Origin of the sequence: Kitasatospora sp. GP82, assembly GCF_029892105.1 — a bacterium.
Classification (GTDB): Bacteria; Actinomycetota; Actinomycetes; order Streptomycetales; family Streptomycetaceae; genus Kitasatospora.
On record NZ_JARZAJ010000043.1, the window covers coordinates 21,837 to 45,019 of the forward strand.

General features: G+C 69.3%; 24 protein-coding genes and 1 pseudogene. 2 read left to right on the forward strand and 23 right to left on the reverse strand.

Going from position 1 to position 23,183, the window contains the following annotated elements:
* Nucleotide 1: 1 nt before the first annotated feature.
* Nucleotides 2-1,150: a hypothetical protein gene (locus tag P3T39_RS30415; RefSeq protein ID WP_280702428.1), complete on the forward strand. Its 1,149-nt coding sequence runs from the start codon at nucleotides 2-4 to the stop codon at nucleotides 1,148-1,150.
* Nucleotides 1,151-1,165: 15 nt separating this feature from the next.
* Here P3T39_RS30415 and rlmN read toward each other — a convergent pair whose 3' ends face one another.
* The 6 genes from rlmN to rpsB all read right to left on the reverse strand — a co-directional run bounded on the left by rlmN (nucleotide 1,166) and on the right by rpsB (nucleotide 6,970).
* On the reverse strand, nucleotides 1,166-2,302 hold the full coding sequence (gene rlmN, locus P3T39_RS30420; RefSeq protein ID WP_280702429.1) for a 23S rRNA (adenine(2503)-C(2))-methyltransferase RlmN: 1,137 nt from the start codon (nucleotides 2,300-2,302) through the stop codon (nucleotides 1,166-1,168).
* 73 nt (nucleotides 2,303-2,375) lie between these two features.
* Entirely contained in the window at nucleotides 2,376-3,242 is an 867-nt protein-coding gene (locus P3T39_RS30425) for a phosphatidate cytidylyltransferase (RefSeq protein ID WP_280702430.1), read from the reverse strand.
* Between the two features lie 194 nt (nucleotides 3,243-3,436).
* On the reverse strand, nucleotides 3,437-3,994 hold the full coding sequence (gene frr / locus P3T39_RS30430; RefSeq protein WP_280702431.1) for a ribosome recycling factor: 558 nt from the start codon (nucleotides 3,992-3,994) through the stop codon (nucleotides 3,437-3,439).
* Between the two features lie 96 nt (nucleotides 3,995-4,090).
* Nucleotides 4,091-4,846, reverse strand: coding sequence for a UMP kinase (gene pyrH, locus P3T39_RS30435; protein ID WP_280702432.1), 756 nt, complete (start codon nucleotides 4,844-4,846; stop codon nucleotides 4,091-4,093).
* A gap of 281 nt (nucleotides 4,847-5,127) precedes the next feature.
* Entirely contained in the window at nucleotides 5,128-5,964 is an 837-nt protein-coding gene (gene tsf, locus P3T39_RS30440; RefSeq protein ID WP_280702433.1) for a translation elongation factor Ts, read from the reverse strand.
* 130 nt (nucleotides 5,965-6,094) lie between these two features.
* Nucleotides 6,095-6,970, reverse strand: coding sequence for a 30S ribosomal protein S2 (gene rpsB / locus P3T39_RS30445; RefSeq protein ID WP_280702434.1), 876 nt, complete (start codon nucleotides 6,968-6,970; stop codon nucleotides 6,095-6,097).
* 548 nt (nucleotides 6,971-7,518) lie between these two features.
* Between rpsB and P3T39_RS30450 the strand changes: the two genes are divergently transcribed.
* Nucleotides 7,519-8,217, forward strand: coding sequence for a M23 family metallopeptidase (locus tag P3T39_RS30450; RefSeq protein ID WP_280702435.1), 699 nt, complete (start codon nucleotides 7,519-7,521; stop codon nucleotides 8,215-8,217).
* A gap of 82 nt (nucleotides 8,218-8,299) precedes the next feature.
* Here the strand turns inward: P3T39_RS30450 and P3T39_RS30455 are convergent, their stop codons facing one another.
* The 17 genes and pseudogenes from P3T39_RS30455 to P3T39_RS30535 form a co-directional block, all read right to left on the reverse strand.
* The gene (locus P3T39_RS30455; RefSeq protein WP_280702436.1) at nucleotides 8,300-8,905 is read right to left on the reverse strand and encodes a helix-turn-helix domain-containing protein; all 606 of its coding nucleotides are present in this window, start codon (nucleotides 8,903-8,905) and stop codon (nucleotides 8,300-8,302) included.
* A 129-nt stretch (nucleotides 8,906-9,034) separates the two neighbouring features.
* Nucleotides 9,035-10,165 (reverse strand): RNA polymerase sigma factor WhiG, encoded by a 1,131-nt coding sequence (gene whiG, locus P3T39_RS30460; RefSeq protein ID WP_348534407.1) that lies wholly within the window; start codon nucleotides 10,163-10,165, stop codon nucleotides 9,035-9,037.
* A gap of 252 nt (nucleotides 10,166-10,417) precedes the next feature.
* Complete coding sequence (dprA, locus tag P3T39_RS30465; protein WP_280702453.1) at nucleotides 10,418-11,587, reverse strand: DNA-processing protein DprA; 1,170 nt, start codon at nucleotides 11,585-11,587, stop codon at nucleotides 10,418-10,420.
* Nucleotides 11,588-11,840: 253 nt separating this feature from the next.
* The gene (locus tag P3T39_RS30470; RefSeq protein ID WP_280702438.1) at nucleotides 11,841-13,493 is read right to left on the reverse strand and encodes a YifB family Mg chelatase-like AAA ATPase; all 1,653 of its coding nucleotides are present in this window, start codon (nucleotides 13,491-13,493) and stop codon (nucleotides 11,841-11,843) included.
* A gap of 1 nt (nucleotide 13,494) precedes the next feature.
* Nucleotides 13,495-13,977: a YraN family protein gene (locus tag P3T39_RS30475; protein WP_280702439.1), complete on the reverse strand. Its 483-nt coding sequence runs from the start codon at nucleotides 13,975-13,977 to the stop codon at nucleotides 13,495-13,497.
* Between the two features lie 160 nt (nucleotides 13,978-14,137).
* Complete coding sequence (locus tag P3T39_RS30480) at nucleotides 14,138-14,464, reverse strand: DUF2469 domain-containing protein (protein WP_280702440.1); 327 nt, start codon at nucleotides 14,462-14,464, stop codon at nucleotides 14,138-14,140.
* Nucleotides 14,461-15,036, reverse strand: a complete 576-nt coding sequence (locus P3T39_RS30485; RefSeq protein WP_280702441.1) for an NUDIX domain-containing protein — start codon at nucleotides 15,034-15,036, stop codon at nucleotides 14,461-14,463. Before P3T39_RS30485 ends, P3T39_RS30480 begins: the two co-directional genes overlap by 4 nt.
* A gap of 61 nt (nucleotides 15,037-15,097) precedes the next feature.
* Nucleotides 15,098-15,787 (reverse strand): signal peptidase I, encoded by a 690-nt coding sequence (gene lepB / locus P3T39_RS30490; protein ID WP_280702442.1) that lies wholly within the window; start codon nucleotides 15,785-15,787, stop codon nucleotides 15,098-15,100.
* A 223-nt stretch (nucleotides 15,788-16,010) separates the two neighbouring features.
* Complete coding sequence (lepB, locus tag P3T39_RS30495) at nucleotides 16,011-17,015, reverse strand: signal peptidase I (protein ID WP_280702443.1); 1,005 nt, start codon at nucleotides 17,013-17,015, stop codon at nucleotides 16,011-16,013.
* A gap of 229 nt (nucleotides 17,016-17,244) precedes the next feature.
* Nucleotides 17,245-18,051, reverse strand: a complete 807-nt coding sequence (lepB, locus tag P3T39_RS30500; RefSeq protein ID WP_348534408.1) for a signal peptidase I — start codon at nucleotides 18,049-18,051, stop codon at nucleotides 17,245-17,247.
* 199 nt (nucleotides 18,052-18,250) lie between these two features.
* A pseudogene (gene lepB / locus P3T39_RS30505) lies at nucleotides 18,251-18,880 on the reverse strand (signal peptidase I); the annotation flags it as partial.
* Between the two features lie 353 nt (nucleotides 18,881-19,233).
* A complete protein-coding gene (gene rplS / locus P3T39_RS30510) occupies nucleotides 19,234-19,584 on the reverse strand; it encodes a 50S ribosomal protein L19 (RefSeq protein WP_280702444.1) in 351 nt (116 codons plus the stop codon).
* 153 nt (nucleotides 19,585-19,737) lie between these two features.
* Nucleotides 19,738-20,556 (reverse strand): tRNA (guanosine(37)-N1)-methyltransferase TrmD, encoded by an 819-nt coding sequence (trmD, locus tag P3T39_RS30515; RefSeq protein ID WP_280702455.1) that lies wholly within the window; start codon nucleotides 20,554-20,556, stop codon nucleotides 19,738-19,740.
* Nucleotides 20,557-20,561: 5 nt separating this feature from the next.
* Nucleotides 20,562-21,227 carry a ribosome maturation factor RimM gene (gene rimM / locus P3T39_RS30520; protein ID WP_280702445.1) on the reverse strand — a complete coding sequence of 222 codons (666 nt, stop codon included), beginning with the start codon at nucleotides 21,225-21,227 and terminating at the stop codon, nucleotides 20,562-20,564.
* A gap of 149 nt (nucleotides 21,228-21,376) precedes the next feature.
* Nucleotides 21,377-21,616 carry an RNA-binding protein gene (locus tag P3T39_RS30525; RefSeq protein ID WP_030275689.1) on the reverse strand — a complete coding sequence of 80 codons (240 nt, stop codon included), beginning with the start codon at nucleotides 21,614-21,616 and terminating at the stop codon, nucleotides 21,377-21,379.
* A 2-nt stretch (nucleotides 21,617-21,618) separates the two neighbouring features.
* Complete coding sequence (rpsP, locus tag P3T39_RS30530) at nucleotides 21,619-22,050, reverse strand: 30S ribosomal protein S16 (RefSeq protein WP_280702446.1); 432 nt, start codon at nucleotides 22,048-22,050, stop codon at nucleotides 21,619-21,621.
* A 486-nt stretch (nucleotides 22,051-22,536) separates the two neighbouring features.
* Nucleotides 22,537-23,115 carry a hypothetical protein gene (locus P3T39_RS30535; RefSeq protein ID WP_280702447.1) on the reverse strand — a complete coding sequence of 193 codons (579 nt, stop codon included), beginning with the start codon at nucleotides 23,113-23,115 and terminating at the stop codon, nucleotides 22,537-22,539.
* Between the last annotated feature and the right edge of the window lie 68 nt (nucleotides 23,116-23,183).

The following is a 23,183-nucleotide window of genomic DNA, read 5'->3' on the forward strand; positions in this document are numbered from 1 at the left end:
GGTGCTCTACCTCCGCCTGGCCAGGGGCTACCGGATCGGTGACCTCGGCCGCTGGCTGCTCACCGCGACCGCCGCTGCCGCCGTCGCCGCCTTCCTGTTGCGCGCTCTCGGCCGCGCCCTCAGCGAACCCGCCGGGGTCTCGGTCGAACGGCTGTTCTGGTGTCTGCCGCCGCTCGCCGCCGTCGGCTGGTTCGCCGCCGTCGCCGCCCGCGCCCTTCCCGCGGCCCGCCCCGAACGGATCACCGGCCTCACTGCCGCCGGGGCCGGACCCACCAGCATCCGCACCCTGATCGCCGGGGAGACCGCCCTCGCCTGCGCCCTCGGCAGCGGACTCACCCTGCTGGCCTTCCTGGTCCTGCGCAACGACGTCGCGGGTGCCTCGCTGGCCCCCGAGGTCGGCCTGGGCGTCCCGCTCCCGGTTTCCGCCCCGATCACCCTGCTGCTGCTGGTCCCGCTGGTGGCCGGTGGCTCCGCAGCCGCCGCCTTCCCGCTCACCGACGCCCTGCCGGGCCGCAGCGAACTCCCCCACCGCAACGGTTTCGGCGCACTGCGACTCGCCCTGCCCACCGGACTCGTCCTGGTGGGCCTCTCCCTTGAGCTGTACGGACTGCGTCCCGGCGCCGACCAGGACGGACGGCCGATCGGCCTGCCCGCAGGACTCGGCGCCACCAGTGACGCCGCCCTGGTCGGCTGGACCTTCGCGGCCCTCGGCCTGGCCCTGCTCACCGCTCCCCTGCTGGCCTGGGGCGGACGGCTGCTCGCCCTCGGCCGACCCACCCCGCTGCGACTGCTTGCGGGACGCGGGCTCACCGCCGAGGCCGACCGGCTGGGCACTCCGCTGGCCGTCCTCGCCCTGGCTCTGGCGACGGTGCTCACCGCCATCCGCTACTGGGCGCACCGGAGCGGCACCGTCGAGGCTGTTCCTGCGGTCGAGGCGACGCTGATCGTCTGCTGCGCGGCGGCTTCGGTGCTCATCCGGGCGGCGCACATCCGCAGCTCCCGGCGGGAGGTGACGGCCGCACTGGTCCAGCTCGGCACGGCGCCCCGGCTGCTGCTCGGCGCGGCCGTACTGCGCACGGCGGCCGCCGGCACCGTACTGCTGGTGTCCGGCGGCCTGACCGCCGCGCTGGCGGCTGGTGTGCTGCGCTAGCCCCTGAGGGAACCGTCAGCCCGCGGCGGCCAGCTGGCCGCAGGCGCCGTCGATCTCCTGGCCGCGGGTGTCGCGGACGGTGGTCGGCACGCCGTGCGCCTGGAGGCGGCGGACGAACTCCCGCTCGTCCTCGGGCCGGGAGGCCGTCCACTTGGAGCCCGGGGTCGGGTTCAGCGGGATCAGGTTGACGTGCACCCGGTGGTTCTTGATCAGGCGGCCGAGCAGGTCTGCACGCCACGCCTGGTCGTTGATGTCCTTGATCAGCGCGTACTCGATGGAGATACGGCGGCCGGACTTCTCCGCGTAGTTCCAGGCCGCGTCGAGGACCTCGGCGACCTTCCACCGGGTGTTCACCGGGACCAGCTCGTCGCGCAGCTCGTCGTCCGGAGCGTGCAGCGAGAGTGCGAGGCGGCAGCTCAGGCCCTCGTCGGCCAGCCGGTTCATGCCCGGGACCAGGCCGACGGTGGAGACGGTGATACCGCGCTGGGACAGGCCGAAGCCGTCCGGAGCCGGGTCGGTCAGCCGGCGGATCGCGGCCAGCACCCGGTTGTAGTTGGCGAGCGGCTCGCCCATGCCCATGAAGACCACGTTGGACAGGCGCATCTCGCCGCCGGGGCTGCGCTCCTCGGAGGAGGAGGACCCGCGCCCGCCGAACTCACCGGCCTTGAGGGCCCGCATCCCGGCCGCGATCTGCTCCACGATCTCGGCGGTGGACAGGTTGCGGGTCAGCCCGGCCTGGCCGGTGGCGCAGAACGGGCAGTTCATACCGCAACCGGCCTGCGAGCTGATGCACATGGTGACCCGGTCCGGGTAGCGCATCAGGACGGACTCGACCAGGGTGCCGTCGAAGAGCTTCCAGAGCGTCTTGCGAGTGGCGTCGTCGTCGCAGGAGACGTGCCGGACGACCGACATCAGGTCCGGCAGCAGCGCCTCGGTGAGCTTTCCGCGCGAGGCGGCGGGGATGTCCGTCCACTCGCCCGGGTCGTTCGACATCCGGCCGAAGTAGTGGTTGGACAACTGCTTGGCGCGGAACGGCTGCTCGCCCAGCTCGGCGACGGCCTCCTTGCGCTCGGCAGGACTGAGGTCGGCGAGGTGTCGCGGGGGCTTGGCGCCGCGCGGCGCGACAAAGGTCAGTTCTCCGGGCTTAGGCATGGTTGTTCCAGTGTCGCAGATCGACAAAGCCCCGAACGCCGGACGTTCGGGGCCTGTGCTCGAGCCGGTCGGATCAGCTGCCGACGAAGGCCGCCAACAGCAGCCAGACCACGGGGGCGGTCGGCAGCAGCGAGTCCAGCCGGTCCATGATGCCGCCGTGGCCGGGCAGCAGGGTGCCCATGTCCTTGATGCCGAGGTCCCGCTTGATCATCGACTCGGCCAGGTCGCCGAGCGTCGCGGTGACCGCCGCGCAGCCGCCGAGGATCAGCCCCTGCCACCACTGCCCGTCCTCGATCACGTACTGCATGATCAGCGCGCCCGCGATCATCGACAGACCGATGCCTCCGGCCAGGCCCTCGCGGGTCTTGCCGGGGCTGATGGTCGGCGCCAGCTTGTTCTTGCCGAACTTGTAGCCGACGGCGTACGCCCCGGTGTCACTGCAGATCGTCACGACAAGGAAGAGCAGGATCCGCTGCGGGCCGTCGCCGGCCGCCAGCATCAGCGCGACGAAGGTGGCCAGAAACGGCACATAGAAGGCGGTGAAGATGCCGGCCGTTATGTCGCGAAGGTAGTTCTCCGGCGGTTGGCTCATCCGCCAGACCATGATCACGAGACCGGTCAGCGCCAGCGCTGCGGCAGACCACTGGACACCGGCCCAGTAGCCCAGCGCCGGCATCGCCACGGCGCTCACCAGCAGCGGGATCAGCGGTGCCGTGATCCCCTTGCGCTCGGTCAGTCGGCTGCTGAGCTCCCAGACACCGACCGCCGCGGCCGCCACCACGACGACCAGGAACAGCACCTTCACGACGAACAGCGAGGCGACGATGACCGCACCGAGGCCGGCACCGACCCCTATCGCGGCCTGAAGATTGCGGCCGCCGCGCTGTTTACGGGGCTGCTGGTCGGGCTGGGCCAAGGATGTCTCCTGGACAGAGGGCATGATCAGAGTCTGTGCCGCGGGTGGCGCCCCGACTCACCGGGCTACCGCGAGGGGAAGCTGCTGCGAGCGACCCGTTCGCCGGCGGCTCGCCGGCCGGTCCAGCGGTGCGGAGCGCGGGGCCACCCGCAGCAGGGGCGCCGAGGAAGTCTGCGAGACGTCGCCCCGTCGGCCGTGGCCGTCCGGGGCGTCGCTCGTCAGACCTCGAGCAGCTCGGCTTCCTTGTGCTTGAGCAGCTCGTCGATCTGGGCCACGTACTTGGCCGTGGTGTCGTCGAGGTCCTTCTCGGCACGGCGGCCGTCGTCCTCGCCGATCTCGCCGTCCTTGACCAGTTTGTCGATCGCGTCCTTGGCCTTGCGGCGGACCGAGCGGATGGAGACCTTGGCGTCCTCGCCCTTGCCGCGCGCGACCTTGATGTACTCCTTGCGGCGCTCCTCGGTCAGCTGCGGGAACACCACCCGGATGATCGTGCCGTCGTTGGACGGGTTGACACCCAGGTCCGAGTCACGGATCGCCTGCTCGATGTTGCGCAGGGCGGACTTGTCGAACGGGGTGACGACCGCCATCCGCGGCTCCGGCACGGCGAACGAGGCGAGCTGGTTGATCGGCGTAATGGCGCCGTAGTAGTCCGCGACGATCTTGGCGAACATCGCCGGGTGCGCGCGGCCGGTGCGGATCGCGGCGAAGTCGTCCTTCGCGACCGAAACGGCCTTCTCCATCTTCTCCTCGGCCTCGAGGAGGGTCTCTTCGATCACTGTGTGCTCCCTGTCCGGTTCATCTGCTGTTGTCCCGTACCGGTGCCCCGGACGGCTTTCTGCTGCACGGCTGACTACGGCGCGGCTGACCGCGACTCAGGCCCGGCCGGAGTCCTCGCTGATGAGTGTGCCGATCTTCTCACCCTTCACCGCCCGGGCGATATTGCCTTCGGCCAGCAGCTCGAAGACCAGGATCGGCAGGCCGTTGTCCTTGCACAGGGTGATCGCGGTCAGGTCCGCCACCTTGAGGTCCCGCGCGATCACCTCGGCGTAGTCGAGCGAGTCGAACTTGACCGCCGCCGGGTTGGTACGCGGGTCCGAGTCGTAGACCCCGTCCACGCCGTTCTTGCCCATCAGCAGCACCTCGGCGTGGATCTCCAGGGCGCGCTGGACAGCGGTGGTGTCGGTGGAGAAGTACGGCATGCCCATACCCGCGCCGAAGATGACCACACGGCCCTTCTCCAGGTGCCGGACGGCGCGCAGCGGCAGATACGGCTCGGCGACCTGACCCATGGTGATGGCGGTCTGGACCCGGGTCTCGATGCCTTCCTTGATCAGGAAGTCCTGCAGCGCGAGGCAGTTCATCACGGTGCCGAGCATGCCCATGTAGTCGGAACGGGCCCGGTCCATGCCGCGGACCTGCAGCTCGGCGCCGCGGAAGAAGTTACCGCCGCCGATCACGACCGCGACCTCGGTCCCGGCCCGGACCACAGTGGCGATCTCCCGGGCAATGGCGTGCACGACGTCCGGGTCGACGCCGAGGCCGCCGCCACCGGAAAACGCCTCACCGGACAGCTTGAGCAGAACGCGGCGGCGCGAGCCACCCTGCACGGTCTCCTGCGTCTCCTGCATGGACTTTCTCCTTCTCCACCTACTGGTTCACAGGGCTGGATGTCTCACAGGGCCGAGAGTGCCGTGTGGGGCCCAGACCTGTGCGTACACGCGAGGAGGCCACTGCCGCGGGAACCGGTACGGTGTCCTGCACGGCAATGGCCTCCTCGTCGTTCATGGTGCCGACGCGGCCCGCCCTTTGTCAGAGTGGCGCTGGATGAGCCCGATCGGCGCGTTCCTGGCCACCCCAGCAGGGGGCCGGGCGATTCCTACCTTAGGCGGGAAGCGCGGGGGAACGTTGCTCAGGCGCCGACGCGGAAGCGAGCGAAGCGCACGAGCTTGACGCCGGCCTCGTCGAGGACCTTGGCGACGGTCTTCTTGTTGTCCTTGGCGAACGCCTGCTCCAGAACGGAGTTCTCCTTGACGAAGCCGGTGACGCGACCCTCGACGATCTTCGGCAGGGCAGCCTCGGGCTTGCCCTCCTCGCGAGCGGTGGCCTCGGCGACGCGGCGCTCGTTCTCCAGGGCCTCGGCCGGGATCTCCTCGCGCGAGAGGTACTTCGGCGCGAAGGCGGCGATGTGCTGCGCGACGTCCTTGGCGACCTCGGCGTTCTCCTTGTCGAGCTCGACCAGGACGCCGACCTGCGGCGGCAGGTCCGGGGAGGTGCGGTGCATGTAGGCGGCGACGAAGCCCTCACCGGCGAACTGCGCGAAGCGCTTGAAGACGATCTTCTCGCCGAGGTTGGCGTTGGCCTCGTCCACGAACTGCTGGACGGTCTTGCCGGCCTCGATCTCGCTGGCCAGAGCGGCCTCCAGGTCGGCCGGGGCGGCGGCGGCGATGTGCTTCGCCAGCGCGTCGGCGACCTCGACGAACTTGTCGCCCTTGGCGACGAAGTCGGTCTCGCAGTTCAGCTCGACCAGGACACCGGAGTTGCCACCCTCAAGCAGGACGGCCAGGGCGCCGTTGGAGGCGTCACGGCCCTCGCGCTTGGCAACACCCTTCTGGCCCTTGATGCGAAGGAGCTCGACGGCCTTCTCGACGTTGCCCTCGGCCTCGTCCAGAGCCTTCTTGCAGTCCATCATGCCGGCGCCGGTGAGCTCACGGAGCTTCTTGACGTCCGCGGCGGTGAAGTTCGCCATGGTGTGAATCTCTTCTCGCGTCTCGCGTGTCTGCGTGGAGTTGTGCCCAGGACTGGTGGTTCAGTCCCGGCACGGGAGAGAGGGGCACCTACCGGTGTCGTACCGGCGGGTGCCCCTCGCCCTTGGTACGTCAGGCCTGCTCGGCCTCGGCGGCCGGAGCCTCGGCGGCCGGAGCCTCGGCAGCGGCCTCAGCGGCAGCGGCCTCGGCGGCCGGGGCCTCCTCGGCGGCCTTCTGGCCCTCGATGAGGTCCTTCTCCCAGGCGGCCAGCGGCTGGTCGGCGCCCGGCTCGGCCTTGGCGTCGCCCTTGGCGACACCGGCACGGGCCTTCAGGCCCTCGGCGACGGCGTCGGCGATCACGCGGGTCAGCAGGGTGACGGAGCGGATGGCGTCGTCGTTGCCCGGGATCTTGTAGTCGACCTCGTCCGGGTCACAGTTGGTGTCGAGGATGGCGACGACCGGGATGTTCAGCTTCCGGGCCTCGCCGACCGCGATGTGCTCCTTCTTGGTGTCCACGATCCAGACAGCGCTGGGAACGCGCTGCATGTCGCGGATACCGCCGAGGGTCTTCTCCAGCTTGTCGTACTCGCGCTGGAGGACCAGGAGCTCCTTCTTGGTGAGGCCGGAGCCGGCCACATCCGTGAAGTCGATCTCGCTGAGCTCCTTGAGGCGCTGCAGACGCTTGTAGACGGTCGAGAAGTTGGTCAGCATGCCGCCGAGCCAGCGCTGGTTCACGTAGGGCATGCCCACGCGGGTGGCCTGCTCGGCGATGGCCTCCTGGGCCTGCTTCTTGGTGCCGACGAAGAGGACGCTGCCGCCGTGGGCAACGGTCTCCTTGACGAACTCGAAGGCGCGGTCGATGTAGTTCAGCGACTGCAGGAGGTCGATGATGTAGATGCCGTTGCGCTCCGTGAAGATGAAGCGCTTCATCTTCGGGTTCCAACGACGGGTCTGGTGACCGAAGTGGACGCCGCTCTCCAGCAGCTCCCGCATCGTGACGACGGCCATGGCCGTGCTCCTCAGTGTTGCGCCTGGCTGGCTTGCCCTTGTCGTTGCCGGTGTCGGGCAGCTGCCAGGTCGGGCTCGGTTTGTCCGTGCCGGTCGGGTGACCGCCACGCCTGACGCCCCGAACGTGCCGAGCCACCTCGGCCTGGCGGCGACTGGGCCGCAACAGGCTCGGTGGACCGAGCGGCACTCGCACCGGATGAGTCGGACGGCTTGATCGGGCCCGGGTGGACCCTCACCTTCCGACGCATTTCGACCGGTGGCGGGGCGTGCGAAGTCGACCCGGGTGGACCGGGTCGCGTGTGAAGTGTACGGGAAGCGCCGAGCGACGAGCGACTCTGGCTCTTGCGGGCACCCGGTGGGGTCGCTTGCGAGGCGGTGCTCTGGGGTGACGCTCGCGGTCCGACGGTGGCGGCGCCGGTCAGCGCGCGAGCCGCTTCGAGCCCTCGTTTCACCCGTCTGGGGTACCGCGGTTTTCCACAGGCGGTAGTTGTCCACAGGAAAAGGGCCGGGGGTGGCCACCGGGGTGATCGGCGAGCACTCTCCTGCGCATGGCAATCCATCTGACTGATCCGGTCCTCGCAGCCCCCGTGGCCCGCCGCCCCGGCGTCGTCGGCCGCCGTGGCACCGACGCGGCCATGCCGCCCCCCGCACCGGACCGGCGGATCCAGGCGGTGCTGCTCGTTCTGCTGCTGACAGCGCTGCTGCTGACCGGGCCACCGCTACCCCCGGCGCACGCGACAGAGTCGCCGGGCGCGGTGGGTGCGGTGGGTGCCGTGGGCACGGCAGGCGCGGTGGCTGTGACGGCGGGACTCGGGCCGGGACCTGGACGCGCCTGGCCGGTCGGCGGGCGGTCCGATCTGCTGCGCCGCTTCGACGCTCCTCCGGTGCGGTGGGCGGCAGGCCACCGAGGGGTGGATCTCGCGGCCTCGGAGGGCATGACCGTACGGGCCGCCGCGCCCGGCGTGGTCTCGTTCACGGGCATGGTCGCGGGACGCCCCGTGGTGACCGTTACTCACCCGGCCTCCGGCACACCCCCACTGCGGACCACCTATCTACCGGTCATCGGGTCCGTCCCGACCGGCGCCCTGGTAGCGGCCGGAGACGCCATCGGGACGGTGTCCGCCGGCACCGGACACTGCGCGGCCGGCTGCCTGCACTGGGGACTGCTCCGCGGCAAGCGCTACCTGGACCCGCTGGCTCTGATGGGGAGCGGACAGGCCCGCCTGCTACCACTGGACGGCCGCTGATCGCTCGGGCAGTCGTGCGGCGCCCGTGCCACTGGTGTCGCGGGTGTCGCGGGTTCGGCGCAGCTGAAATCGTGGACGTGGCTCAGCGCGTGGTCGTAGGTGTGGCCACGGTCGGAGGGGTGCTCGTCGTATCGGTGACGAGACCGTGCAGAACGAGGGTCACGGCGGCGTCCGCAATGACCCCGGACTCCTCCGCCGGGGCGTGTGCCGCTTGGCGGACCGCCGCCTCGACCACGCCTTGGAGCAGCGCGGCCGCCAGCCGAGGCTGAGTGTGACCGAGATCCTGGAGAGCCCGGACGACGAGTGCGACCAGCTCGGTGTGCGCCGCCCGGATACGCTCTCGGGCTGCCTCGTCCAGTTCGAGCATCGAGATGGCCGTGATGGCGCGATGACGCGGATCTCCGGCCAGCGCCAGCTGACCACGCACGTACGCCTCCACCTTGGCCGCCGGACCGTCACAGGCGCCCATGCCCGCTTCGATCTCGGCTGCCCAGAGCGGGAAGTCCACGGCGCAGAGTTCCTCGATCACTGCGGCACGCGAGCCGAAGTACTCGTACACCGAGGAGCGGGCCAGCCCGGTCCGCGCTGCGAGGGCCGGGAAGGTGAGGGCGTCCATCCCGCCCTCGGTGAGCAGCGACCGGGCAGCGTCAAGAAGAGCTGCGCGCTGCAGCTGACGATGCTCGGCCACTGTGGCTGCTCGGATTTTCGGCACGTTCCTACTGTACGGAGACCGATGACCACTCGGAACGGCACCACGCAACTGGCCTCGACCGGATATCCGGACAGGCCGAGCCACTGCCCCGCCGAACTCGGTGACTCAGCGGATGTCGGTCAGTTTGGCCCGGAGTTGGAGCACGGACTTGGTGTGGATCTGGCTGACCCTGCTCTCTGTCACACCCAGCACCTGGCCGATCTCGGCGAGGGTGAGGCCCTCGTAGTAGTACAGCGTCACCACCGTCTTCTCCCGCTCGGGCAGGGTGTTGACGGCCGTGGCCAGCAGACGGCGCAGCTCACGATCCTCGGCGATCTCGACCGGGTTGTCGGCGCCGGTGTCCTCCAGGGTGTCCATCAGGCTCAGCCGGTCGCCGCTCTCCCCCACCGGGTGCAGCAACTCGTCCAGCGCCACCACGTTGGCGAGCGAGAGCTGACTGAAGATGGCGTGCAGGTCCTCGATCGCGATACCCATCTCCGCAGCCACCTCCGGCTCGTGCGGGGTGCGGCGAAGCCTGGCTTCCAGGGTGGCGTACGTCCGCTCGACCGCCTTGGCCTTCTGGCGGACCGAACGTGGGATCCAGTCGAGCGCCCGGAGCTCGTCGATGATGGCACCGCGGATCCGGCTGATGGCGTACGTCTCGAACTTGATGGCGCGGTCGACGTCGAACTTCTCGATCGCGTCGATGAGACCGAAGATCCCCGAGGAGACGAAGTCGGCCTGCTCCACATTGGCGGGCAGCCCGACACCGACTCGTCCCGCCACGTATTTGACCAACGGCGAGTAGTGCAGGATCAGTTGGTCGCGGAGCCGGATGTCCCCGGTTTCCTTGTACGACCGCCAGAGGGACTGCAGAGCGGTGCGTTCGTCGGTGCGTTCGTCGGTGCGTTCATCACAGGCGCGCTCGTCCCCTGGTGGCATGGCCGTGCCGGAGGCTGCGAGGACGTGGGCGGGGACGGGAGCGGAAGCAGCACCCGGAGGTACGGCGCTACCGGGACCGCGCCGGGCCGCCGGCGGCCGGGCGCCGACCGGGGGTGAAGTCTCCTCCCTGCCACCCGAGGACGGTGGCCGCCCGGCCTGCCGGGTCAGCCCCATCACCCCTGGCGCCTTCGGCTGGTGATCAGCGGTGGGGCGCGCCTCGGCCCCTGGCCCTCCCGAGGACCGGAGGCCACCGGCTACCCGGTGTCCGGGAATGTGTGTGGGCATGCGTTGGTCTGCGCCGTTCTGCCGAGTCATGTGCTGATAGGAGGCACTGCGAGCGTAGCGTGACCGACTCGCTGCAGTGTGCTACCGCCACTCGGTCGTCCCTCGATCCGGTGGCGAGCCCGGCCCGTCGTACCCCCTTCGCCGCCGCGAGGTCGGGTTCACCACCGCGAGCTGCGCTTCACCGACCCGGTGCGCGTCCGACCACCCCGCTGTCTGATCGGTCGCCCCCGCGTCCAGCTGATCAGCCCGTTGTCCAGCCGAGTCGGCTCGCTGTCCGGCCGATCACCGTGAGGTGTTGCGGGCGCCTCGGGCCAGCCTCCAATGTGCCCCGAACCGCTCTACGAAACCGAGCGACCCCAACTCGTAGAGCCTCTGCAGGACTTCCTCGGGCGGCAGCCCCGCTGCCCGGGCGAGGCTCTCGACCGGTGCACCCTCTGCATTTGCCGGTACGGCCTCCAGCACCCTTGCCACGGGCGGCTCCAGGCAGTCCCGGGGTAGGACGGGACCGGAGCGTCTCGGTGCCAGGTCTTCCCCGATCGCGCCGATCAGCTCGCCGATCTCGGCGGCATCGGTGACAAGTGTGGCGGCTCCACTGCGGATCAGGGCGTGCACCCCTGCGGAGAGCTCTGAAGTCACCGGGCCCGCGACGCCCATGGTGTGGCGATTCAGATCACGGGCACGGCGTGCCGTACTCAGGGCCCCGCTGCGGAGGGCTGCTTCGACCACCACCGTTCCTCGCGTCAGCGCCGCTATCACCCGGTTCCTCAGCACGAATCGGAACCGGTTGGGGTGCTCACCTGGCGCCAGTTCGCTCAGCAGAAGACCCTGTTCGGCGATTCGTCCGATGAGCTCGGAGTTGCCTGGCGGATAAGCCTCGTCCACCCCGCAGGCAAGAACGCCGATGGTGATACCGCCAACGGCGAGCGCACCCCGATGGGCCGCGGCATCAATCCCGTACGCCGCACCAGAGACCACGACCCAACCGCGCTCGGCGAGTTGTGCCGCGAGCTCTCCGGCAACGTGTGCGCCGTAAGTGGTGCACGCACGGGCGCCAACCACGGCGACCGAACGCAGCGCAAGCAGGCGGAGCGACCCGGTGCCCCTGGTCCAGAGTCCGATCGGTCTGCTGTCTCCCAGGTCATCGAGCTGGGAGGGCCATTCGATGTCGCCCGGAATGATGAACCGCCCACCGAGCGCACGCACCCGTTCCAAATCCGCCTCGGGGTCGAGGTACGGAAGTCTGGCTCGGTACCCCGCGAGCCTGGTGGCGTCCAGGTCGAGGTAGCCGGGCACTGTGCGGTCGCGGATGGCCTCGATGAGGGTGGGCGCGCTGACTCTTGAGAGCCACCTTCCGACCACGGCGTCGCCGGGCTCGGTGATACGGGCAAGCGCTGCCCGGGCGAGTCGCTCGGGCTCTCGCCCCCGTTCTTCCTCGGCACTCGGCCCGTCCACCGGTTCGGCGCGCGGAGGGCCTGTGGCATCGGCCGACTCACGGTGGCCAGGCCCGGCCCCGCCCCGCGCGGCTCGGCCAGGCCCGGTGCGACCTGCTCCTGAGCGGGCGGGCCCGGTGCCACCTGCTTCGAAGCGGTCGGGCGCAGGTGAGTTGAAGGCGGAGTCGTCGGGCGTGTCCTGCGTGCGGTTCACCTGCACCTCCACTGGTGACGGCGGATCAGGGTCCTCTTGGTGGCAGTTGGCCGACCGGTGGTCATTTCTCGCCTCCCAGATCCAGAGCGGGATCCTGGTAGGGGCCGGTCGTCCGGTCACCGGCCGGCAGGCCACGCTGCACACCCGTCCGAAGCACCAGCGCGGTGCGGACGTCGAGCCTGGTCGGATGCTCGCGGCCGACCAGGTCGGCGACTGTCCATGCGACCCGGAGCACCCGGTCCAGCCCTCGGGCGGTGAGGATCCCGCGTTCCAACTCCCGCTCGGCATCGACGAGTGCGCCCGGTGCGAGCCGCCAGCGGGTGCGCAGGAAGTGCCCCGGCACGTCTGCGTTGGTGGTCCACGGTGTGTCGGCGAGCCTGATTGCGGCCCGCTCACGCGCGGCCAGCACCCGGGCGGCGACCGTCGCGGTGTTCTCCACCGCCCCGTCGCGTTCCATCAGCTCGGCCCTGGTCACCGGGGCGACCTGGACCTGGAGGTCCACCCGGTCCAGCAGCGGCCCGGAGAGCCTGGCCTGGTACCGGTGGACCATCGCCGGGGTGCACTCGCAGCCTTCGCCCCGCCTGGAGTGCCGTCCGCACGGACAGGGGTTGGCGGCCAGGCACAGCTGGAATCTCGCCGGCAGCCGCAGGGATCCAGCGGCTCGGGCGATCGTGACCTCACCGGATTCGAGCGGCTGCCGCAGGGCGTCGAGTACCCGGACGGGAAATTCGGGAGCCTCGTCCAGAAACAGCACGCCTCGATGAGCCAGCGAGACGGCGCCGGGCCTCGGCATCCCGCTGCCACCACCGACGATCGCGGGCATGGTGGTCGAGTGGTGCGGCGCGTAGTACGGCGGGGTGTCGATCAGCGGCCGGTCGGGCGGGAGCAGCCCAGCGACCGAGTGGACGGCCGTCACCTCAAGTGCCTCGGTGGGAGTGAGCGGTGGCAGCAGGGTGGGAAGTCGCTCGGCGAGCATCGTCTTGCCTGCGCCCGGCGGACCCTTGAGGTAGAGGTGATGGCCGCCGGCAGCGGCGATCTCCAGGGCGCGGCGAGCCTCGTACTGGCCCGTGACGTCGGCGAGGTCGAGCTGGGCGGCCTTCCCCAAGGGATGCCCTCGGATCCCGGACCCGGGCACCATGAGCCCTGCCAGCGAGGGATCCCGGCGTCCGAAGAGCTGGTCCGGCTCCTCGTCGGGCACCGGAGCCTGGGTGAGAACGGCGATCAGCTGACGCAGGCTACGGACGCCGAGCACCGAGACCCCCGGCACGAGGGCAGCCTCGGCGGCCGTCGGCTCCGCGACGACGACCTGTTTGTAGCCTGCGTCCGCGGCCGCGAGAACCGACGGGAGTACTCCCCGTACCGGACGGACTCGGCCGTCCAGGCCGAGCTCGCCGATGATCAGCAGATCGGCGATGGAGGTCGGGTCAAGCCGCTCGGCTGCCGCCAGCACCGCGCAGGCCACGGCCAGGTCGAAGCCGCTGCCGCTCTTCGGCACGGAGGCCGGACTGAGACCCACCGTCAACTTCCGCTGCGGCCAGCTCTCTCCGCTGTTGACCACGGCTGCGCGAACGCGATCCCGGGCCTCCGAGAGAGCTTTGTCAGGGAGGCCGACCAGGGCGAAGGCCGCGACGCCGGGCTCAAGGTCGGCCTGGACCTCGACGACCACTCCGTCCACTCCGATCAGTGCGACGGAACAGGTATGGGCGAAGGCCATCTCACACCGCCCCTCGGTGGTGTTCGATCTGTGCCGCGCCCTTGAGCCGGTTGACCACTGCGATCAGGTCGATCCGCACCCCACCGGGTGGCAGCGGAACCGACCGGACTTCCGATGCGGCCTGCGCCTTGGCTACCTGCGCCTTGGCCACAGGATCGGCGTCCGCCCCCGGCCCGTCCACCGCCACCGTCTGGGCGAGTCTGACGAAGTGGGCCGGCCAGCGCTCGCCGAGCCAGCGCTCCGCCAGGTGCCGAAGGCGCTCGGCCTTGGTCCGGTCGATGCCCTCGCTCGGCTGTTGGAACCCGCGCTCGGACCGGGTCTTGACCTCGCAGACGGCGAGCGTGTCGCCATCGAGGGCGACGATGTCGAGCTCACCTTCCGCGCAGCGCCAGTTGCGCTCCAGGATTCTCAGACCACCTGCGGCGAGCCACCGGGCGGCCACCTCTTCGCCATAGCGGCCGAGGCCGTTGTTGGAACTCTTCACGGCTATCACCTCCGTGTCGGGGAGGTTGCCGCTTCGCCCGTTATCGGGCCAGAGAGTTCTTAATTCCTGTGGACAACTCGGGGTTGTGGATAACTTTCTTCACTCCCAAGAGTGAATATCGAGCAGAACTCTGGACATCGGCCGGACGCCCGGACCAATGTCAGCTGCCAAACGCCGCGTCGTCGGAGGGCAGCTCCAGGTCGCTCTTCGCCAGCTCCTCGACATTGACGTCCTTGAAGGTCAGCACTCTCACCTTGCGGACGAACCGGGCCGGCCGGTACATGTCCCAGACCCAGGCATCCGCCATCGACACCTCGAAGAACACTTCTCCCTGAACCGAGTGCACTTGCAACTCGTAGTCGTTCGTCAGATAGAAGCGTCGTTCGGTCTCGATCACGTACTTGAACAGGCCGACGACGTCCCGGTACTCCCGGTAGAGCTTGAGCTCCATCTCGGTCTCGTACTTCTCGAGGTCTTCGGCACTCATTCAGGCGTCCCCTCAACTCGTCTGGTCCACCCCATTGTGGACCACTGTGCCCGTCCGGAGAGCCTTACCGGCAGGACTGGCGGGCCATCCCGCAACAACCGCTCGACCAGATCCGCCACAGCATCGGGGTAGATCGTCTCCTCGGTGGCCCGCAACTCCGCGACGGTCCACCAGCGGGCGGTCAGCAGCTGTGCATGTTCCTCGGCCTCGCACACAGGCAACGGCAGCTCGGCATCGCCCTTTCCATCACCAGCCCCCCGGCCGCCCGCTGCTCCACTCTCCCCGACACGGGCGAGGTAGAACGACTGGTCCTGCTCGTAATGCTGCCCTTGGAAGGAGAAGGCAACCGTGTCGCATGCCACCACCGGTCCCAGCTCGACATCTCTCAACCCGGTCTCCTCGGCCAGCTCGCGCAGCGCAGCATCGCGCGGCTCCTCACCCGGCTCCAGCCCGCCGCCGGGTGTGAACCACCAGGCCACCCCTGGCACCGCCGGGTCCACGCCCCGGAAGAGCAGGATTCGATCCGCCCCGTCCAGGAGCAGGACGCGAGCCGCACGCCGCCGCTCGACCATCCCCGTCACCTCCACGCGCCTGGAGCGTCTCGCTGTCGTGGGGCGCCTCGCTGCCGGCTTCTCAGGAGCTCCCGCACCTCAGCCTGCGACCGAGCGAAACCACCCCACCGGCCGCCGAGGCAAGTACGACGACTGCCGCGCCGCCAACCGTCGCGTACGTCGCCGGCGCGATCGACCCCGGCTCGGCTGCCGTCGGCGCACCGAGGCCATCGAAGGCAACCGTACGCTTGACCACGCCCACCCGGCCGTAGGGCCAGACCGTGGCCTCAACCCGAGCCGTCACATCGGAGGCGGGGACGGTGCCACTCGCAACATCGAGGTGGGCCCGCGAGTCCAACGAATTCACCCGGGAGTCCCCGAGCAGGAAGAGCCGACCGCTCGGGACAGTCGTCTTGAAGTCCTTGCCCGGCATCACCTGCGGCGCGGTGTACGGTTCGTCGATCGGCTTGCCGTTCACCAGCAGACGCCCCTGGGAGTCGCAGCACGCCACCGTGTCCCCGCCGACCGCCACCACTCGCTTGACCATCACCTCGCCGCCCCACTGCGAGTCCCGGAAGATCACGATGTCTCCGCGGCCGACTGCACCGCCGCTCACCGTGTGGGCGAGCACTGTGTCTCCGGGCTGCACTGTCGGGGTCATGGAGTCGGTCGGGATCCTGTAGGGGCGGTAGTTGAGCGCGATCACCGCAAAGCCGCCGACCAGCATCACAAAGCCCAAGCCGATCACCAGACCGTGCAGCAGCGATCCCATGCTCCGTCGGGTCTTCGTTGTAACCGGCGTCCCAGCCGCAGCCGACGCCGGAGTCGTATGCTCCACGACACCGCTCATCGCCACCGCCCTTTCCAGATCGACCCGTGCGCTGCACGAGTACGCCGCGGCAGGCTCGGAAAGGCCGACGGGCCGTGGCACGTGCGAGCAGATTACTCGCCGGTACCACGGCCCGCGCAAGACCCAGAGCCAGACCCGGAGGTCGTCAGCGGCGAGACCTCCGCAGCCACCAGACCACCGGCAGCGCGAGCGCCGCCCCGGCCGTCGGCGGCGCGAAGGGCAGCGCGGCGGAGGCCAGCCCCTTCTGGTCGAAAGTGCTGGGCACCGGCAGGGTGGACCAGTCGCTGATCGGCCAGGCCACCACGAAAGCGCGGCCGATGACGTTACCGACCGGCACCGTACCGCCGCCGGGCTGGTCCTGGTGGAACCGGGAGTCCAGCGAGTCCCCGCGGTGGTCGCCCATCACCCAGATCGCGCCCTTCGGCACCTTCACCGGGCCGAACGGCTTGTCACCACAGGGGGTGTTGCCCGGGAAGATGTACGGCTCGTTGAGCGCGACTCGGTTGACCTTGACCGGACCGGTGCCCTGGCACTCGACGGTGTCACCGCCGACCGCGATCACTCGCTTGATCAGGTCCTTCTCGTTGGCCGACGGCATCAGACCGATAAAGCTGAGTACATCCTGCACACCCCGGACAACGGAGTTGCTGCTCTGCTGGGTCGGCTCGTCGGCCAGCCAGCCGCCCGGATCCTGGAAGACGACCACGTCTCCCCGCTCCGGCTCCGCACCGAACCAGGGCGTGAGCTTGTCCACCAGTACCCGGTCGCCGATCTGCAGAGTGTTCTCCATCGACCCCGAAGGAATCGAGAAGGCCTGGACAAAGAACGTCTTGATCACCAACGCCAGGATCAGCGCAATGCCGATCAGGATCGGCAGTTCCTTCCAGAACGAACGCTGCTTCGGGGGCTTGGGGCCTTCCTCCGACTCGTCGCCCGTAGCGCCCACCGAACCATAGCCACCACCGGAGCCGCCCAGACGAGCCGACCCGCCGTCCGCCGGTCCGTTGCCCGAGTCGCCTACCGCTCCAGTGGCCGATCCGTCCTCGCCAGGCTCCGACGGTTGTGCGGACTCGGTGGACCGGGCCGTACGGCTGCCGGTGCCCTCCGGCTCGGGGGCTCCCGAGCGGGCTCCGATCACCAGATCCCCCACAACATCTCCTCCCTGCTGTGCGGACGACTGCGCGTCCGCGCTCACCAGTGCCGCACAGCGGGCACCACGCTCTGTGACCGACCGTCAACCCGCCTCAGAACTTCCCTACATGGGCGGTCCTGACACCAGTGCAGCCTCCGGAGGCAACCGGAACGTACTCCGAGCACTCCAGACCTTCTCTATCACTCCAGGGCATCACGCCACTGCTCCCACACGGCAGATCGCGTAATCAACCAGTTGGCAGCCAGTGCCGAAGCCTTGCCCGCCGCCACCTCGTGAGGAATGGAGTAACGCCCAACACACCCATAACGAGCGGAGGTTCCGCTGGATCCGGGTTGATCCCGGTGGATTCCACAGCGTTGGCAGCGCCGTCGGGGACAGGCGGCCCTGAAGACCCAGCTCGCGCCGACAGAACGGAAAAGGAGGCAGGTACGTCAAGTTGACGCATCCGCCCGGTCGGCCAGGCGATCACAAATGCCCTGCCCACCACATTGGCCACCGGGATGGTGCCACCACCAGGCCTGTCCATATGGAACCGGGAGTCGGCCGAGACATCCCGGTGGTCTCCCATCACCCAGAGCCGCCCTGCCGGGACGGTGACCTTGAACGGCCTCCTGGACGGCGCGTTGCCGGGCGCGACATAGGACTCGTCCAGCGGAGTGCCGTTCACGCTCACCCTGCCTTTGGCGTCACAACATTCGACGGTGTCCCCGGGCACCCCGATCACCCGCTTGATCAGATCCTGCTCGTTCTCCGAGGGCAGCAGCCCCACGGACGAGAAGACCTGCTTCACACCACGCAACACAGGCCCGTCATTGCCCGACTTGGGCTCCGTCTCCAACCAGCCGCCCGGATCCTTGAAGACGACTACCTCGCCCCGCTTCGGCTCCGCACCGAACCAGGGCGTGAGCTTGTCCACCAGAACCCGATCGCCGATCTGGATGGTCGGCTCCATCGACCCGGAAGGGATGACGAAGACCTGTAGCAGAAAGGTCTTCAGCAGCAGGGCAATCAGCAGCGCAACCACCAGGATCATCGGCAGTTCACGCAGTAGAGAGCGTCGTCTGCGCCGCTCGGCCCGGCGCGCCGTCCGTCGACGCTCGGCCCGCCCGCGGGCAACGGTCGCAGGGCGCCCCGTCGAGAGATCGTCCGGATCCGGCACCAGCGCCCACTCGCCGCCTTCTACGGCCCGTTTCCCGGCCGGTGGCGCAGCTGCCTCCTCGGCCGGCCTGCCCCTACCTCTGACCCCCATGGCCACCAGTCCCCTCAGCGGCGGCAAAGCCGGCAGGCCGGTCCAGCGAAGTCCAACGCCCGATCGGGAAGATCACCCAGTCCGCGCGGCCGATCACCTTGGATTCGGGAACGAACCCGCCCCCGGGCTCACCGAGGTGATCCCGTGAGTCACGGGAGTCGCCACGGTGGTCCCCCATGACCCACAACTTCCCAGCCGGTACCACGACATCGAAGGCCACCTTCGACGGGGTGTCGCCGGGATACAGGTAGCCGGACTCGTCCAGCGGTACGCCGTTGACCCTGATCCGACCGTCCGAACCACAGCAGGTGACCCGGTCCCCGCCGATCCCGATCACTCGCTTCACATACACCGAGTCGCCACCGGATGACAGCCCCAGCCCGGCAAGAAAACGCTGCCCAGCCGAAGGCTCGGAGGCATACGGGAGGAAGGAGCCGATGCCGTCGAAGACCACCACATCACCGCGCCGGACGTGACTGCCGAAGTCGTACGCCAGCTGGTTCACCAGCAGCCGGTCGCCCGGGCGCAGCGTGCCCTCCATCGACTCGGACGGCACCGCGAACGGGCGGACGACGAAGGTGTTCACGAGCAGCAGTACCAGCAGGCAGGCCCCTAGACACAGGAGGAAGGTCCGTGAGAACCATCGCCCACTACCGTTGTCCGGTTGCGCGTCTCCATCAGCCCGCATGTCACCGTCGGCGCACTCTTCGCCTTTGGCAGGCGTTTCGACCTTGGCACACGCTTCGCTCAGCGTCGCGGCTTCGCTGTTGGACTCGACTCCGGCCGAGGGCTGAGCCTCCCCGGAAACGACCGCGGACCACGGCGGCGAGTCCGCACCCGGAGGTGCAGGACTGCCGACGCGGTCCGCGAGTGGTTCGTGCGTGCTCATCGGGGCTGAGCTTATCCCGAAGGTTCTCAGCCCGATCCGAGCGTACCCAACCCTCGGCAGGGCCGAGGGTGAGCGGATCAGCGCTCGCGCTTCTCCTTGATCTTCGCGGCCTTGCCGCGCAGGTCACGCAGGTAGTACAGCTTGGCGCGGCGAACCGCACCGCGGGTGACGACCTCGATCTTCTCGACGACCGGGGTGTGCACCGGGAAGGTGCGCTCCACGCCGACGTTGAAGCTGACCTTGCGGACGGTGAAGGTCTCACCGATGCCGGCGCCGTGGCGGCGGATGACGACGCCCTGGAAGACCTGGACACGGGAGCGGTTGCCCTCGATGACCCGGACGTGAACCTTCAGGGTGTCACCGGCGCGGAAGGCCGGGATGTCGGTGCGCAGCGAGGCCGCGTCGACAGCAGCGAGCTTGTTGCTCATGATGCTCTCCATCGCAGGCGCCACGGGCCGCCCACGGAAAATCGTCTCAATGGGGTGTGTTGCGGGCCGCTTCGACCGTCGACGTTCCCCCCGTGGCGAGGGCGCCGGGCCACCGACCCCTACGAGAGGAGTCCAGCAACAGACAACAGCGGCCTATTCTTCCACAGCATCGGCCGCAGCCCGAAATCGGCCGAGCCGCTCGTCCCAGACCAGACCGAGGATGCTGAGGGCTTCCCGCTCCTTCTTGTCGAAGGAGCCGTACTGCCAGCGTTCAACGAGGTCCGGCCGGTTGGCGAGGGTACGGGCGAATGCCTGCTCGCGGCGCCAGCGGGCGATCTTGCCGTGGTGTCCGCTGAGCAGCACCTCGGGCACGGCCCGCCCACGCCACTCGGCGGGCTTGGTGTAGACGGGGCCTTCCAGCAGGTCCGCCATGGCTCCAGGGGCAAAGGAGTCGTCACGGTGCGACTCCGCGTTGCCGAGCACACCGGGGAGCAGCCGTGCGATCGCCTCCACCATGACCAGTACGGCGACCTCGCCGCCGGCCAGCACGTAGTCACCGATCGAAGCCTCGACCACGGGCATCCGGGTCGCGGCCTCTTCAATCACCCGGCGGTCGATGCCTTCGTACCGGGCTGGGGCGAAAGTCAGCCAGGGCTGCCCGGCCAGTTCCTGCGCCAGTTCCTGGGTGAACGGGCGGCCGCTCGGGGTGGGTACGACGAGGGTCGGCACGGTGCCCTCTGGCCCCTGAGAGACCACTGCGTCCAGCGCGGCCCCCCATGGCTCGGGCTTCATCACCATGCCGGGACCGCCCCCGTACGGGGTGTCGTCCACGGTGCGGTGGATGTCGGTGGTCCAGCTGCGCAGGTCGTGCAGGTGGACGTCCAGCTGGCCGCGGGCACGGGCCTTGCCGACGAGGGAGACGTTCAGCGGCTCCAGGTACTCGGGGAAGATCGTGACGACGTCGATCCGCATCTCACTCATGCGCCGGCCCTGCCTTCGCCGTCCGCATCCGTGCCGGTGCCAGCGCCCGTACCCCGGTCCGACTCCTCGCCCGCCTCCGCCTCGGACTCGGACTCGGACTCCGCCTCGGACTCGGACTCGCCGTCAGCCGTACCGGCAACCACGACCGCCTGGTCGGGGTCGATCAGGCCGGGCGGCGGGTCGATCACGGCGCGCTGGTTCTCCAGGTCGATGGTGGGCACGATGCGCTCGACGAAGGGCACCAGCACCTCCGTACCATCGGCCTTCTTCACGGTGAGAAGGTCCTGGTAGGGCAGGTGGATGATCTCGGTCAGCTCGCCGACCGGGGTGCCGTCGAGGAGGACCACGTCCAGACCGATCAGCTGGTGGTCGTAGTACTCGTCCTCTTCCTCCGGGCTCTCGTCCGGGTCGACCTCGGCAATCAGGATGGTTCCACGCAGCGCCTCGGCACCGTTGCGGTCCTTCACCCCGGCGAAACGCAGCAGCAGTCGCCCGCTGTGCACCTTGCCGGACTCGACGGTCAGCGGTCCGGCCGACGCCGGGTCAGTGAGCAGTACCGCCCCCGGGCCGAGCCGGAGCTCCGGCTCGTCGGTGCGGACCTCGACACTGACGTCCCCCTTGATGCCGTGGGCGCGGCCGATCTTGCCGACGACGAGCTGCACGGTGATCGCTCTCCTGAAGTTGCTGAGTTGGCGCTGCGTAGGAAGAAAAAGACAAGGAAGGGAAGAGAGGAGAAAAGAAACGGTGGAACGAAAGAAGGCCGGTCGGGACGACGAGCGTCCCGACCGGCCCCAAGCCTGACGGCTGTGCGTCAGCGAATGCTGTCCACGTCGACCAGGTCGACACGGACGTTGCGACCGCCGAGGGCGCCGACGACGGTGCGCAGAGCACGCGCCGTCCGGCCACCCCGACCGATCACCTTGCCGAGGTCATCGGGGTGCACCCGCACCTCGATGGTGTTACCCCGTCGCAGGTTGCGCGAGCGCACCTGTACCTCGTCGGGGTGCTCGACGATGCCCTTCACCAGGTGGTCGAGGGCCTCCTCGATCACGGTCAGGCCTCGGTGGAAGCGGCCTCGGCGTCAGCCTCGGCCTTGTCCGACTTCTTGGCCTTCGGGGTGATGGCAACACCGGTGGTGCTGTCCTCGAAGCCGGCGACGGCCTTGGCGAACAGGTGCGAGAAGTCCTCGACCTTCGGCTCGGCGACCTTCAGCGGCGCCGGAGCCGGCAGGCCCTTGAACTTCTGCCAGTCGCCGGTCAGCTTCAGGATGGCGAGAACCGGCTCGGTCGGCTGGGCGCCGACGGACAGCCAGTACTGCGCGCGGTCACTGTCGACCTCGATCTTCGAGGGGTTGTAGGTCGGCTGGTAGATGCCGATCTCCTCGATCGCACGACCGTCACGCTTGGTGCGGGAGTCGGCGACGACGATGCGGTAGTGCGGGGAGCGAATCTTGCCGAGACGCTTCAGCTTGATCTTGACTGCCACGGGAGTGGATTCTCCTGGTGTTGACGTGGGTGAGCGGCCGCTGCCACCGCGTGGGGTTGCGGGGTCGGCCGTTCAAGGGACACGCCAGCCGTAGGAGAGAGGGGTCCTGCTCGGCTGCCGAGTACTCAGCTGTCCATTGTGCCATATCGGACTCGGCGGCCCGACCCGGCGGCCCCCGACCGAAGGAGGAGCACAGGCAGGGACCACGGGCGAAGATGCAGGAAAAGGGCCGGAGCCAAGGCGCAGGCGCGGGAAACAGGGCAAGAGGACGGCCGGCGGCACCGCGCGCGACATCGCGAGCAGTACAACCGGTCGGCCCCACCGAGGGCCCCTGCCCCCGGTCGAGCCGAGCCTCCACCTGATTCGATCGAACCGGGCTCCCGCCCGAGCCGAGCTCCCGTCCGATGTCCGAGCCGAGCCTGTGCCGACGCGCCACCCCCTGGCGGGAGGGCGCCCGACCAAGACCTCAGGCGATCCCAGGCGATCTCAGGCAATCCGGAACGGCTGCTGGCACGCGCCGCAGACGATCGACGCCTGCGCGAGCACCGAGGGCACCACCCGCACGTTCCGGCCACAGCCGCAGACGGCCTTGACCCGGACGCCACCGCCGGAGGAGCCGTGCCTGGCCGCCGGGCCGCGGAACGCGCGGTGCGCACCCTCGCCGGCCACGGCCAGCTGGTGCGCGCCGAGTGCGAGGTCGAGCCGCTCGATGGTCGGGGCGTAGCGCTCCTGGGTCTCCTTGAGCATGGTCACCTGGGAGAAGCCGCTGCTGGCATGCGGCTCGACCGGGTGGGCCAGCCCGAGCTCGGTGGCGAGCATCAGGAAGCGCCGGTTGTGGTAGCGCCCGGCCCGCGAGGTGTCACGAATGTCTCGCGCGGCTGCCAGGCCGTGGGCGGCCTCGTGCAGCAGCCGCTCGAAACCGAGCCGCGTGCCGCAGGCCGAGGAGGATTCGCCGATCAACGCCTCGGGCGAGGCAAGGTCGGGGAGATCCTGGTGATGTGCCTGAATGTCGCTCCAGGCGGCGGCCAGTTCGGCCGCGAGGACGAGGGGCTGTGTCGTGCTCACGCTATGCCAACGATGGAGTGAGAGCCGATGTTCCGCGACTTCGCGTTCTCCTGGAATTCCCAGGAAAC

Excerpts from the sequence above, each read along its gene's own strand:
- whiG (WP_348534407.1), bottom strand. The coding sequence starts at position 10,165 with ATGACTCGGCAGAACGGCGCAGACCAACGCATGCCCACACACATTCCC.
- P3T39_RS30480 (WP_280702440.1), bottom strand. The coding sequence starts at position 14,464 with ATGAGTGCCGAAGACCTCGAGAAGTACGAGACCGAGATGGAGCTCAAG.
- tsf (WP_280702433.1), bottom strand. The coding sequence starts at position 5,964 with ATGGCGAACTTCACCGCCGCGGACGTCAAGAAGCTCCGTGAGCTCACC.
- lepB (WP_280702442.1), bottom strand. The coding sequence starts at position 15,787 with ATGGGATCGCTGCTGCACGGTCTGGTGATCGGCTTGGGCTTTGTGATG.
- trmD (WP_280702455.1), bottom strand. The coding sequence starts at position 20,556 with ATGCGGATCGACGTCGTCACGATCTTCCCCGAGTACCTGGAGCCGCTG.
- P3T39_RS30485 (WP_280702441.1), bottom strand. The coding sequence starts at position 15,036 with ATGGTCGAGCGGCGGCGTGCGGCTCGCGTCCTGCTCCTGGACGGGGCG.
- P3T39_RS30425 (WP_280702430.1), bottom strand. The coding sequence starts at position 3,242 with ATGCCCTCTGTCCAGGAGACATCCTTGGCCCAGCCCGACCAGCAGCCC.
- pyrH (WP_280702432.1), bottom strand. The coding sequence starts at position 4,846 with ATGCAGGAGACGCAGGAGACCGTGCAGGGTGGCTCGCGCCGCCGCGTT.
- lepB (WP_348534408.1), bottom strand. The coding sequence starts at position 18,051 with ATGATCCTGGTGGTTGCGCTGCTGATTGCCCTGCTGCTGAAGACCTTT.
- P3T39_RS30450 (WP_280702435.1), top strand. The coding sequence starts at position 7,519 with ATGGCAATCCATCTGACTGATCCGGTCCTCGCAGCCCCCGTGGCCCGC.
- rpsB (WP_280702434.1), bottom strand. The coding sequence starts at position 6,970 with ATGGCCGTCGTCACGATGCGGGAGCTGCTGGAGAGCGGCGTCCACTTC.
- rlmN (WP_280702429.1), bottom strand. The coding sequence starts at position 2,302 with ATGCCTAAGCCCGGAGAACTGACCTTTGTCGCGCCGCGCGGCGCCAAG.
- rplS (WP_280702444.1), bottom strand. The coding sequence starts at position 19,584 with ATGAGCAACAAGCTCGCTGCTGTCGACGCGGCCTCGCTGCGCACCGAC.
- P3T39_RS30470 (WP_280702438.1), bottom strand. The coding sequence starts at position 13,493 with ATGGCCTTCGCCCATACCTGTTCCGTCGCACTGATCGGAGTGGACGGA.